20 protein-coding genes are annotated in these 9,834 nt (G+C 52.2%); 6 read left to right on the forward strand and 14 right to left on the reverse strand.

The annotated features are described in order from the left end of the window. Positions 1-12 precede the first annotated feature (12 nt). The 13 genes from OGX92_RS22120 to OGX92_RS22180 form a co-directional block, all read right to left on the reverse strand. The gene (locus OGX92_RS22120) at positions 13-210 is read right to left on the reverse strand and encodes a hypothetical protein (RefSeq protein ID WP_286587080.1); all 198 of its coding nucleotides are present in this window, start codon (positions 208-210) and stop codon (positions 13-15) included. After that, on the reverse strand, positions 203-505 hold the full coding sequence (locus OGX92_RS22125; protein WP_286587081.1) for an ASCH domain-containing protein: 303 nt from the start codon (positions 503-505) through the stop codon (positions 203-205). The genes OGX92_RS22120 and OGX92_RS22125 overlap by 8 nt, the downstream gene beginning before the upstream one ends. Then, positions 505-1,080, reverse strand: a complete 576-nt coding sequence (locus OGX92_RS22130; protein ID WP_286587082.1) for a hypothetical protein — start codon at positions 1,078-1,080, stop codon at positions 505-507. The genes OGX92_RS22125 and OGX92_RS22130 overlap by 1 nt, the downstream gene beginning before the upstream one ends. 3 nt (positions 1,081-1,083) lie before the next feature. Next, positions 1,084-1,257, reverse strand: coding sequence for a hypothetical protein (locus OGX92_RS22135; protein WP_286587083.1), 174 nt, complete (start codon positions 1,255-1,257; stop codon positions 1,084-1,086). A 1-nt stretch (position 1,258) separates the two neighbouring features. Then, a complete protein-coding gene (locus tag OGX92_RS22140; RefSeq protein ID WP_234113492.1) occupies positions 1,259-1,483 on the reverse strand; it encodes a hypothetical protein in 225 nt (74 codons plus the stop codon). Continuing rightward, entirely contained in the window at positions 1,480-1,929 is a 450-nt protein-coding gene (locus OGX92_RS22145; protein ID WP_286587084.1) for an ead/Ea22-like family protein, read from the reverse strand. Before OGX92_RS22145 ends, OGX92_RS22140 begins: the two co-directional genes overlap by 4 nt. After that, positions 1,926-2,138, reverse strand: coding sequence for a hypothetical protein (locus tag OGX92_RS22150; protein ID WP_198579588.1), 213 nt, complete (start codon positions 2,136-2,138; stop codon positions 1,926-1,928). Before OGX92_RS22150 ends, OGX92_RS22145 begins: the two co-directional genes overlap by 4 nt. Next, the gene (locus OGX92_RS22155) at positions 2,135-2,668 is read right to left on the reverse strand and encodes a hypothetical protein (RefSeq protein ID WP_286587087.1); all 534 of its coding nucleotides are present in this window, start codon (positions 2,666-2,668) and stop codon (positions 2,135-2,137) included. The genes OGX92_RS22150 and OGX92_RS22155 overlap by 4 nt, the downstream gene beginning before the upstream one ends. Continuing rightward, a complete protein-coding gene (locus OGX92_RS22160; RefSeq protein ID WP_286587089.1) occupies positions 2,665-2,964 on the reverse strand; it encodes a protein ren in 300 nt (99 codons plus the stop codon). The genes OGX92_RS22155 and OGX92_RS22160 overlap by 4 nt, the downstream gene beginning before the upstream one ends. Then, the gene (locus OGX92_RS22165; RefSeq protein WP_286587090.1) at positions 2,961-3,833 is read right to left on the reverse strand and encodes an ATP-binding protein; all 873 of its coding nucleotides are present in this window, start codon (positions 3,831-3,833) and stop codon (positions 2,961-2,963) included. Before OGX92_RS22165 ends, OGX92_RS22160 begins: the two co-directional genes overlap by 4 nt. Further along, positions 3,818-4,687 (reverse strand): replication protein, encoded by an 870-nt coding sequence (locus OGX92_RS22170; protein WP_286587092.1) that lies wholly within the window; start codon positions 4,685-4,687, stop codon positions 3,818-3,820. The genes OGX92_RS22165 and OGX92_RS22170 overlap by 16 nt, the downstream gene beginning before the upstream one ends. 85 nt (positions 4,688-4,772) lie before the next feature. Next, the gene (locus tag OGX92_RS22175) at positions 4,773-5,318 is read right to left on the reverse strand and encodes a toxin YdaT family protein (protein WP_045344953.1); all 546 of its coding nucleotides are present in this window, start codon (positions 5,316-5,318) and stop codon (positions 4,773-4,775) included. A gap of 28 nt (positions 5,319-5,346) precedes the next feature. Next, a complete protein-coding gene (locus tag OGX92_RS22180; protein WP_040117293.1) occupies positions 5,347-5,574 on the reverse strand; it encodes a helix-turn-helix domain-containing protein in 228 nt (75 codons plus the stop codon). A 111-nt stretch (positions 5,575-5,685) separates the two neighbouring features. Between OGX92_RS22180 and OGX92_RS22185 the strand changes: the two genes are divergently transcribed. Beyond that, the gene (locus OGX92_RS22185; protein ID WP_286587096.1) at positions 5,686-6,390 is read left to right on the forward strand and encodes an XRE family transcriptional regulator; all 705 of its coding nucleotides are present in this window, start codon (positions 5,686-5,688) and stop codon (positions 6,388-6,390) included. A gap of 47 nt (positions 6,391-6,437) precedes the next feature. After that, positions 6,438-6,818 carry an SEN1984 family lipoprotein gene (locus OGX92_RS22190; RefSeq protein ID WP_040117292.1) on the forward strand — a complete coding sequence of 127 codons (381 nt, stop codon included), beginning with the start codon at positions 6,438-6,440 and terminating at the stop codon, positions 6,816-6,818. A 38-nt stretch (positions 6,819-6,856) separates the two neighbouring features. On the opposite strand, the gene OGX92_RS22195 is transcribed toward OGX92_RS22190, so the two are convergent. Beyond that, positions 6,857-7,066: a hypothetical protein gene (locus OGX92_RS22195; protein ID WP_100134961.1), complete on the reverse strand. Its 210-nt coding sequence runs from the start codon at positions 7,064-7,066 to the stop codon at positions 6,857-6,859. Between the two features lie 640 nt (positions 7,067-7,706). Between OGX92_RS22195 and OGX92_RS22200 the strand changes: the two genes are divergently transcribed. The 4 genes from OGX92_RS22200 to gamL all read left to right on the forward strand — a co-directional run bounded on the left by OGX92_RS22200 (position 7,707) and on the right by gamL (position 9,828). Then, complete coding sequence (locus tag OGX92_RS22200; protein WP_286587098.1) at positions 7,707-8,027, forward strand: hypothetical protein; 321 nt, start codon at positions 7,707-7,709, stop codon at positions 8,025-8,027. A 272-nt stretch (positions 8,028-8,299) separates the two neighbouring features. Further along, positions 8,300-8,497, forward strand: coding sequence for a DUF1482 family protein (locus OGX92_RS22205; RefSeq protein ID WP_048207095.1), 198 nt, complete (start codon positions 8,300-8,302; stop codon positions 8,495-8,497). A 70-nt stretch (positions 8,498-8,567) separates the two neighbouring features. Beyond that, positions 8,568-9,536 carry a coiled-coil domain-containing protein gene (locus OGX92_RS22210; RefSeq protein WP_286587100.1) on the forward strand — a complete coding sequence of 323 codons (969 nt, stop codon included), beginning with the start codon at positions 8,568-8,570 and terminating at the stop codon, positions 9,534-9,536. 7 nt (positions 9,537-9,543) lie between these two features. After that, on the forward strand, positions 9,544-9,828 hold the full coding sequence (gamL, locus tag OGX92_RS22215; protein WP_045892125.1) for a host nuclease inhibitor GamL: 285 nt from the start codon (positions 9,544-9,546) through the stop codon (positions 9,826-9,828). Positions 9,829-9,834: the final 6 nt, after the last annotated feature.

Here is a 9,834-nt window from a genome sequence, read left to right on the forward strand (position 1 = left end):
TCTGCTGCGGACTTAGCCATTGATCACCTTCCCGCAGCGCTTGCAGTAGATACCATGAAACGTCTCTGGCCTTGTTTTATCTATCAACTCGATGATGACCATACCGCTACCTTCCATTGCTCCAATATTTGCAGCAGGAGCACCTCTGGTGATTACAGGAAGATATGAATGACCGAACAGAAAGCCTAAAACACCGCGACATTTATCCATTGATATTTACCTTGATAGCGAACACTTTAACCGGTTCAGGCCCGAAGTGAGGGTGAGTAATCACCTTGATTTCGTAACCGTCATACGGGATGTCGATTCTGCGGGTTGCATCGTCACGCTTTGGGTATCCGCGGGTGATAATAAGTCGCTCAAATCGTCGCGGTAGCTTTTGGTTGTGACCATGCGATAGCCTGCGACACCAGTATTTATTCACCAGGCGATACTCTTCCGTCTTCTCGCCTGACTTCATCTGGTCGAAGTATTCACCGTTAACTGCCATTTGAAGATTAGCCATCACTTATCCCCTTCTGACAGTTTTTGCATAGCACCGGCGTAACGCTGCATTCCATGTTCAAGTGCTGACCTCACCTCCTGCTGCAGTGCTGCTGCAATCAGTCTGCTCCATGCATCCTTTGAGTCTTCTGCACCGTAATCAATAATTGAGTCGAACTCGTCCAGCATTGCCATTGTTGGCTCAACCGGAACCATAACCCAACCATCCGGAATTACCGGAGAGTTGCTAGCCTGAAGCATGGCGGCGCGGCAGGCCTTCCAGCCCTCCCACATCCTGATGAAATCATGGGCCAACCATGCGGAATACTCCGTTACTGCATATCCAGTGCCACAGCGGGTGACATGCTTCGGCATTTTGAATGATCGCTCGAATGCGTCGCGCGGATCTTCATCCAGCACTACCGGCTCGGCGTTCCTCGCTTCCAGCACTTCATCAATCACCTTTACAGCATCAGCCATTGCGTAGCCGAGATTGCCGCCTTCGCTTTGTGCTGCTGCTTTGCTGAGTATTTCGCTTATCTGGTGCAGGCGATCGAGTGATACAGGACCATTCGCCGAGTGGTTGTTAGTTGTCATGGGTTAGTCCTTATCCCAGGTGGCGCCGAATATCTCCACCGCATCACCACGGCATGGGTTATCCATCTTCATGGATCCACACTGACCGTACTCAACATCGACAAAATCAGTGATATCTCTGTCTGTCGCCTCGTCAGGAACATCAATTTCAATTGTCACGATAATTGATTTAGCCATCTCACTCCCCCTTCACGCCAATGCCAGCGGCGCGACATATTTTGTGTCCAGGCGCAAAGCATCTGGTTCTGTCAGAACTGATACGCCATCCTGACTTTCTCGCTTCCCTTGCGCATTGCGACCATGAGTTACCTATGAACTCACCGAAATCAGGAGAACCCCATTGTTTTGATGTGCAGCCATCACAGTCACAATAAAAATGGGCGGTATAATTAGCTGCTATCATTTCCCACACCTCACAACCAACGGCACTCCAGCCTCATCACATGCAGTTTTAATATCAACAAGGTTTACGGATAACGGACAGTCAATATCGCCATCTGGGTAGAAAGGCTCATCTGGCAGTGTCACTGTCCGCGCCTCCAGTTCTGCTATGCGCTTCTCTGCGGCTTCCAGTTGCTTGTAGAGTTCATTCCAGCTTGTCGAGTTATCCAGGACCAGCTTCGTAACTCGTTCTTCACGTGATTTGTAATGTTCCAGTTCATCAAGCAGCGCGAGCATAGTTTCTGGTCCTGAAAGCAAACTGAAGGCATTCGCCGCATCAACATCACCATCGACGTTTAACAGTGCCTCATCAAACAACTCATCGCTAGTCATCATTAGCAGGCGTTTCATCGCAGGTAACGCCTTCTCCGCCGCTTCACGCAGCGCCTGTTTGTTGAGTGCTGTCATTGGGCTGCCTCCCAGCAGATTTGAACCGCATAACTGCTTTTAACTCGCTTCACTGCACCGAGAGCCTCAAGCTTTTTCAGGCGGCGCAGTACATACGCTGTCTTGATGCCCTTGTAGTTATCGCGTAACCAGTGAGTGACCGCATAGGTCATGCAATTGCCATGGTAACGAAGTACCTGGATGATTTCTTCATCGGTTGGTTTGCTCATAGCGCGGCACCTTTGCTGGCGCGATACTGCTCAAGCATCTGGTCTGTCGCTGTACAACCGCACTCAGAGCAGGTGTCAATACCACCACAGTGAGAGCAGTGGTGCGCGGCTCCTTTGCGTAGCTGGGTGTCTAATTGCTCTGCACAATGAAAAAGAGCATCTGTTGCTTCAAATACTGTGACTTCCTGACTATCGTCTAAACCAGCAAGTTCCTTGTGTTTAACAAATGCTGCACATAAGTCGTTAAGCGCACTGGCTCGTACTTCAGCCAGGAAAGCGTCGGTGGCTGGGGTTTCAACGTGCTTGCAGCAAAGCAGTTCAAAGGCGTCCATCATGCCGCCTTCTGGGTAATCGTCTTGCGATTCAAAAGCATCCAGCGCTTCCATCATGACCTGACCACCAGGTCTAGGCCGGTATGATTTCAACTCCCCATTCTCCGCCGCCAGCTCCCTGCACTTGCTCTCGGCGTTAGCGAGTTGTACTGACAGTTCGAGCACCTGCTGCTCAAGCTCTTCGTATGTTGGTTTCATGCTGATGCTCTCCCGTAAAACGCCAGTACACGCTGCATAGCCGCGCTGTTACGACATTCGTTGAATATTCCATTAGTGCTGCTGCGCGCTGTTCCAGCCTGCTCTTCTGGTGTCGCCAGGCGATAGGTAACCGTTCGCCAGATCTTGCTCACGCGAACAATCTTGCGGATCTTCTCCAGCTCGAGAGCGTTCTTCGTGATGCAGTTGATGGTCATGCCACACTCGGCAGCCACATCCTTCGCAGTGAAGGTACGGTGCGTTTCGAGATAACGCAGAATTGCCTGTTTGCCTTTCATGCTGCCCCCTTGGAGCGGTAAGAATCCCAGGTGAATGACAGCGTGCATCCGCCGCCGTCGCTCATGCGATCAAGAACGCGCTCGCCGATGAATGCAGCCAGTTCTTCCCGGGTCTGGTTGCTTATCAGAATGGTCGGCTTCATACGCTCATATCGGGTGTTGATGATTTCAAACATGATCAGCTTCTCGGCGTCGCTTCCGAACTGCACGCCGACCTCGTCGATAATCAGCAGGTCGGGCTTCGTGAAGTAACGGATCACTTCGTCTTCAGTACGGCTTGCCCCCTTCGACCAGGTTGACTTGTACTCCCTGGCAATTTTCAGCGCGGTGGTGAACACAGCTGAGCTTTGGTGCTCGGTGATTGCATGCCGGGCGATAGCCAATGCGAGGTGGTTCTTGCCGGTTCCAGGCTTTCCACACATCACCAGGCCGCCACCCTTCTGCAAACGCTCTGGCCAACGGCTTGCATACGCCTGGCATACCTTAAGTGCGCGTTTTGCGTCGTCGTTCACTGGCTCATAGTTCTGCAGCGTGCAGTTTTCGAAGCGCGCCGGGATGTTCAGTCCGTCCAGCAGCAGATCGATATTTCTTTTGCGCGCGGCTTCGTCGTTACGAATTTTTTCACCCTGAAGGCGGATCAACTCGTCGCTAAGGCAGCCCGGGCAGATGCTTGAACGAGGCGGAATCTTGATGAGTGAGTTCGGGTATGTCCGGGTCCTGCACTCATAGTGGCCATGCTTCTCGCAGGTCTGTGTAGCGATAGTGACCTGAGTATCTTCAATCTCAACTGGCGGTTTGCTCAGCTCTTCGAGGTTTTTCTCGAGTTGCGTTATTTTTTCATCCAGCGTCATGATCAGTCCCTCGCCCATGCAGGAATTTCAGTCTGGCCGTAGTCTTTGCCAGCGAAGTTCTCAGATACGCGTGACGGAGTACGGGAAGGCTGCTTGGCGCCCTTAGGCTCAAACAAACCCTGCCAGCCGTTAGCAATGCTCTGGTTGATAATTTCTTCAGGCTGATATCCGCTGCACTTGCAACGCTCGAGCAGGTTGATGGCCTGGGTAACCGTCTGCTGAGACTTGATCGGTTTCTTCAGGTCACGACGATAATCGACCCATGACTTCCAGACTGAAACTGACAGCCATTCAGGAAGGTCAACACCAGCCGGATCGAACGAAGCCGGTTTGGGGGATTTAGGGGGTTTATTAATATTGTCTTTATTGTCTTTTGTAATAGTGTCTTTTGTGTGTCCCCATTTTAGTGACAGGGTTGTCACTGTTTTGGTGACACTTTTTGTCACCACCGTAGGGACACTGTCACTACCATGGTGACAGTCACTACTATGGTGACATTTTGGCGCAGGCTTAGTGCCCGGAATTACCCACTCACTCAGGTTTTTGTTGGGCCCGATCAGCATGCCGTCGGACACCAAAACATTCATCGCAATGAGTTCGTTTTTGGCAGCGTTAACCTTCTGGCGAGGTAGTCTGGTCAGCTCAGAAAGTTGTGAGTCTGCTATGCGGTCCATCTTCTTGTTGAACCCATAGGTTTTGCGGCAAACAGCATGAGCTACCTTGGCCTGATTTTTGGTCAGGTTCGCGCCGATAAGCTCCTCATACAACTCGTTTGCCAGACGGGTGTACCCATCGTCTGTATCGGCCACGCGTTGCTCCTGTATTCCCGAAACTACAGCGGGAAAGTTGAGAATTTCTGCGGTGTTTGACATACTTACTCCCGTTACTTGGCGTAACACAGTGTTTGGAAGGCCTTTGAAGTGACCGCTTCAAGGGCTTTTTCTTTTCTGGTTCCTCTCACATAACCCCCAGCATCGACGTCACCATCGTCATCAGCGGGCCTACCTGCTCCGGCATGAGGCGGAATAGCGACGCTATACCCTCGCTTACCTCTTTCAGCTTCTGATGCTCTGGAGCGTCCAGCAGCACGGCCTGCTTGGCTTCTGCACACTCTTTCATCGCAGAGGCGATCAGCGACATGGTGTCGTTCTGCGGCGCCAGGCGGTTTCGATACTCCAGCGGCAGGACGGCCATGATTGCCGGTGCCAGCTGGCGAATGTTGTTGGTCGCATATTCGGTATCGCCGTCGATCCAGCGGAATACCTTCTGCATCTGGCGGTGCGAGTCAGTCGGGATATCAAGACCGGTGCCGCCGGTTGCCCGCCACTCTTCAACAATCAGCGCTGCGACAAATTCACGGCTGCGGCAGTCAGCTGCCCAGGCGCGAACAGCAGCGCGGATCCCATCGATGTTTAACGCCGCGGAATCAGGCTCCCGGCGATTCTGGTAAATCATCGCCGTTGGCGAAAATTTGTTACCTTGTTGATACGCAAGTGAATGCATTGCTTTCCCTTTCGTGGTTAGGCCGCCGTTAAGCGGCTGTGTTATTCGCCCCAAGCAGCTGGGCGAGATCTGGACGGATATCTGCTGGTTTGAGCTTGCCGTTAGTTGCATTGACAATCTTCATTACGTAGCGGGCATCAATGCCGCCACCGTGCAACCAGCGCCATACCGTCGGCTGCGCCACACCGCAAAGGTCGGCTAATTTCTTCTGGCTACCAGCGATATCAATGGCGCGCTGGATGGTTTTGTTCGTCATATTCCAATTCCTATGAGTATTGGTGTGAATTGATAATAGCAATGCGTATTGATTTAGGCAATAGCTAAACGTGTTTTGACCATCAATACGCAAGCGTATAAATTTAAACTCATGAAAAAAGAAACTCTTGCAGAACGCCTGAATCAGGCGATGGAACTATCTGGCATGTCTCAGGGCGCTCTGGCTAAGGCGTCTGGCGTTGCTCAGCCCACCATCTGGCGGCTGACCAGTGGCAATGCCCGCGGCTCAACTAAAATCGTTGAGATTGCCAATGCGCTTGGCGTTCGCTCTGAGTGGCTTTCAACCGGAGCTGGCCCGATGCGTGACGATGGTCAAATGCCCGCAATTTCTCAGCCAAAAACCGAGCCGGGACCTACTGACACTTTCCGCATTGAAGCGCTAGACTTTTACGTAAGCGCTGGGCCAGGAGCCATCAACAGCGAGTTTGTAGAGGTGCTACGATCCGTGGAATATTCAGTCGAAGATGCCCGCCGGATGTTCAACGGCAGGAAGGCGGAGCAGATCAGAATCATCAATGTTCGCGGCGATAGCATGTCCGGAACCATTGAGCCTGGCGACTTATTGTTCGTCGATATCAGCGTTCAGCACTTTGATGGCGATGGGATCTACGCCTTCATCTACGATGACACATCCCACGTGAAGCGCCTGCAGAAGATGAAAGATAAGCTGTTGGTCATCTCAGACAACCAGACCTATCGCCCATGGGATCCGATCGAAAAAGAAGAAATGAATAGGATACTGGTGTTCGGTAAAGTGATTGGGAGCATGCCTCAGACATACAGAAAGCACGGTTAGAAATTTTTAGCTTCATCATTAGACGCTTACACAGCAAAGGAAATAGAATGAAAAAGTGCCTTATCGCAGCTGCTTTGGCTGTTACTCTTGTCGGTTGCGCATCCTCTGGTAACCAGCAGTTGAAAAACGAAACCGAGACTAGCGTCCAGAGCAAAATCCAAGAAGGTAAAACGACGAAAGCGGAGGTGAAGGGCTTATTTGGATCACCAGATGCAGTGTCCTATACCGATGGCGGCAATGAGATTTGGAAGTATTCCTTCGCCAAGGTAAAAGTAAACGGCACCACCTTCATTCCGTTCTATGGCCTTTTCCATAACGGAACGAACGGCACCAAGAAAGAGCTAACTATCCTCTTCAAAGATGACAAGGTTCAGAAATACACCATGGCCGAATCAGCGATTAATACGAAATCAGGATGGGCTGATTAACGACTTGGTTATCCATCCCGGCTTTCTGGCCGGGTTCTTCACTGAATTGCTTTCCTTCCTTTTCGCACGATCTCCGCTGCATCTCTGTTAATCCCTTTACCGATCACGTTGCCGGTTTCCTTTCGGTACTGCTCCAGCTTGTCGATTATAGCTTGCTGAGTCACAGGTAAATCTGCCAGACATAACTCCATCACCGCACGCCCAGCAGCGTGAGCCATCAAGTTAATTCTCTCATCATCCAGTTCCATGAATACCGCCCTCTCGATGTTTTTATGAGCATAACATGCAACTTTTACAAAATTAAATTCCTTTAGCTATCAACGCGATAATAGCAATTGCTATTAATTAATATCAATACGTATTGCTATAAACAATACTCATCGCTATTATCAATCCATCGAAACGAAACCTCGACAGCTGAGCGAAGTTAGCCAGCGGCGGACAGCAAGTCGCCTGCTTTTTAACAACATGCAGATTTACAGCGTCAATGACCTGTTAAGACCCCTACACGAAAACGTGCTGTATCACCGGGTGCGATCCGGTCGGTGAGAGAGTATCCCCGCGCGAGAGCGAGAACGGCGTGAGAACGGGCAACACTGGCAGGGAGTTGGCGCTGACCAATACAGGGAATGTTTTGGGGTGTGGTCAGTGAGAACGGCCTAATCGTGAAGAGGGCCCGGCTCATGCGGCTGGTTACCGCCCACACCGACCAAAGCATTTCTCCCGCATCAGTGGGTAACTACAGAGCCAACCTCAAGCACCGGGCGCCGATGCTTGGTGATGGTAATAATGCCATCTCAACCGCACAGGAGACGATGATCCTGTTCTGGTTGGATTGGAAAAGTCTTCTTGGCCCGCCAGCGCGCGGGCATTTTTTTTGGAGGTTGCATGTTTGCTACTGACATCTCACTGAAATACGGCACTCATCAGCCAGAGACGATTCTGGAAACAATGCCGATTGAAGAAGCCTCCGAAATCATCAAGGAGAAGTTTCGTGATGAAGTGCGCCAGGAACTCGAGTGCGAGTATGGCGATCGCCTTTATGAGGCTGAAGAAGAGGCATCAAACTGGGAAAGCAGAGCTGATGACTATGAAAGCGATGCGACTTGCCTGGCTAAGGCCATAAGAGAGGCTTTTGAATCTGCCAGCTTTGAAGATGCAAAGGTGATCCTCCAGCGAGCGATGCACGACCATAAAGACTATTTCTGAAGACCCGCCACGGCGGGTTTTTTCATACCTCAGTCGCTTCACCGAGGCGGCTTAGTTATGACAACCGGCGGCCATCCACCGCCCATTAGCGCAGAAGTCTTGTATTAACCGTTCCGTTCGCCGCGATAAGGCCAAGAGGAAATCATGGTAAACCAGCAGCAGATCAGAGAGGCCCAACGACTCGCTTCGTTCGCGGTACTCCATCGCAATGCTCCGGCGTGGGAAGAAGCAAAGCGCCTTTACGCCGTCGCCATCGGGAGGACTCTTCACTGATGGAAACTTTATTCGCACTCGTCCTGACCGTGGCAATGACCAACGGTGATTATCAGGATGTCATTCTCGGCGTATACGACAGCCAGCAGGAATGCAGCCAGGCAGCTACAGAGCAGAAAGTAACGGCAGAATGCTGGCCAGTAGAAAGCATCCTCCGCAACGGCGAGTTCCCGGCGAAATCCATCGCGCAGCAGTAACCACCCTATTCAACCGATCGGCCTGGCTTTCTGCGGGCGGGATCTGCACATCCAAATTTCAGGAGAAACCATGAGCGAAGTAACGGATTTAGTCGTCATTGAGAAACAGAACGCAATGGCGGTATTCACCACCAAAGAACAGCTCGACCCGATTATTGAGGCGATCGAGAAAGAAGCTCGCAGCCTGGTACCGGATGTGTCTACCCGTAAAGGCCGCGATGCTATCGCATCCATGGCGCATAAGGTTGCCCGCTCCAAAACCTATATCGACAACGCCGGTAAAGATCTGGTTGCCGAGCTTAAGGCCCTGCCGAAGCAGATCGACGAAAGCCGCCGCATTGTACGTGAGAGGCTGGACGCGCTGAAGGATGAAGTACGGCGCCCACTTACCGAATGGGAAGCCGAGCAGGAACGCATTAAGGCTGAAGAAGCCATGAACGCGCTGCACGCCGAAGCGCTGGAAATGAACATCAAGTTCGATCAGGAGTTGGCGGCCAAGTTAGAAGCAGACCACGAAATGGCTCTGTTGATGAACAAGGATTTCGACCGTGACCGCGAAGAGCAGCGCCGCCAGGCGGAACAGGCCCGGCGTGAGCGTGACGAGCGGCTGAAGCAGGAAGCGGCAGAGCAAGCCCGCCGCGATGCCGAAGCGAAGCACAAAGAGGAGATTGAAGCCGCAGCGCGCCGTGAAGCTGAAGAGAAAGCTCGCGCTGAGCTGGCGGAACGCCAGCGCATTGAAGCGGAACAGCGTGCGGCACGCGAGAAGCAGGAAGCAGAAGAGCGTGCGCGCCGCGAAAAAGAAGAAGCCGTTGCCGCGGAGCGCCGCCGCCAGGAAGAGGCAGAAGCCGCCCGTCTGGCCGAAGAGCAGCGCAAAGCTGAAGAAGAAGCGCGACGCGCCGCGGACAAAGAGCACCGCCGCACCGTCAACCGTCGTGTCTACGCAGACCTTATTGCTCAGAGCATCCCCGAAGAATTTGCGCAGAAAGCAGTGCTGGCGATCGCTGGCGGCAAAGTGCAGGACGCGCACATCAAATATTGAGGCAACCATGAACGCATACCTCACTTACGACCGCATCGAAGATCGGCGCTGGGTTGAGCAGCAGCTCACCGACGAGAAAGAGAAGTGGATCGACGACCGGGCGCAGCAAATCATCGACATGATGCCAAAAGAGCCGTCCGGCCTCTTCCACTTCACGATCCCGATTGACTCCAGCCCATACGAAGGACTTCGCAGCGATAAAGCTGGCGAGGCCTACAACGATTTCATTTCGGCAGTTGCTTACGCCCAGGCGGAATACGACTGGGAACACCGTACCGGCTGCCCGTTTTAACTTTGA

The organism is Citrobacter sp. Cpo089 (assembly GCF_030332695.1).
Classification (GTDB): domain Bacteria; phylum Pseudomonadota; class Gammaproteobacteria; order Enterobacterales; family Enterobacteriaceae; genus Citrobacter; species Citrobacter portucalensis.

Coding starts and splice junctions, on each gene's coding strand:
- OGX92_RS22120 (WP_286587080.1), bottom strand. CDS start 210: ATGGATAAATGTCGCGGTGTTTTAGGCTTTCTGTTCGGTCATTCATAT.
- OGX92_RS22125 (WP_286587081.1), bottom strand. CDS start 505: ATGGCTAATCTTCAAATGGCAGTTAACGGTGAATACTTCGACCAGATG.
- OGX92_RS22130 (WP_286587082.1), bottom strand. CDS start 1,080: ATGACAACTAACAACCACTCGGCGAATGGTCCTGTATCACTCGATCGC.
- OGX92_RS22135 (WP_286587083.1), bottom strand. CDS start 1,257: ATGGCTAAATCAATTATCGTGACAATTGAAATTGATGTTCCTGACGAG.
- OGX92_RS22140 (WP_234113492.1), bottom strand. CDS start 1,483: ATGATAGCAGCTAATTATACCGCCCATTTTTATTGTGACTGTGATGGC.
- OGX92_RS22145 (WP_286587084.1), bottom strand. CDS start 1,929: ATGACAGCACTCAACAAACAGGCGCTGCGTGAAGCGGCGGAGAAGGCG.
- OGX92_RS22150 (WP_198579588.1), bottom strand. CDS start 2,138: ATGAGCAAACCAACCGATGAAGAAATCATCCAGGTACTTCGTTACCAT.
- OGX92_RS22155 (WP_286587087.1), bottom strand. CDS start 2,668: ATGAAACCAACATACGAAGAGCTTGAGCAGCAGGTGCTCGAACTGTCA.
- OGX92_RS22160 (WP_286587089.1), bottom strand. CDS start 2,964: ATGAAAGGCAAACAGGCAATTCTGCGTTATCTCGAAACGCACCGTACC.
- OGX92_RS22165 (WP_286587090.1), bottom strand. CDS start 3,833: ATGGGCGAGGGACTGATCATGACGCTGGATGAAAAAATAACGCAACTC.
- OGX92_RS22170 (WP_286587092.1), bottom strand. CDS start 4,687: ATGTCAAACACCGCAGAAATTCTCAACTTTCCCGCTGTAGTTTCGGGA.
- OGX92_RS22175 (WP_045344953.1), bottom strand. CDS start 5,318: ATGCATTCACTTGCGTATCAACAAGGTAACAAATTTTCGCCAACGGCG.
- OGX92_RS22180 (WP_040117293.1), bottom strand. CDS start 5,574: ATGACGAACAAAACCATCCAGCGCGCCATTGATATCGCTGGTAGCCAG.
- OGX92_RS22185 (WP_286587096.1), top strand. CDS start 5,686: ATGAAAAAAGAAACTCTTGCAGAACGCCTGAATCAGGCGATGGAACTA.
- OGX92_RS22190 (WP_040117292.1), top strand. CDS start 6,438: ATGAAAAAGTGCCTTATCGCAGCTGCTTTGGCTGTTACTCTTGTCGGT.
- OGX92_RS22195 (WP_100134961.1), bottom strand. CDS start 7,066: ATGGAACTGGATGATGAGAGAATTAACTTGATGGCTCACGCTGCTGGG.
- OGX92_RS22200 (WP_286587098.1), top strand. CDS start 7,707: ATGTTTGCTACTGACATCTCACTGAAATACGGCACTCATCAGCCAGAG.
- OGX92_RS22205 (WP_048207095.1), top strand. CDS start 8,300: ATGGAAACTTTATTCGCACTCGTCCTGACCGTGGCAATGACCAACGGT.
- OGX92_RS22210 (WP_286587100.1), top strand. CDS start 8,568: ATGAGCGAAGTAACGGATTTAGTCGTCATTGAGAAACAGAACGCAATG.
- gamL (WP_045892125.1), top strand. CDS start 9,544: ATGAACGCATACCTCACTTACGACCGCATCGAAGATCGGCGCTGGGTT.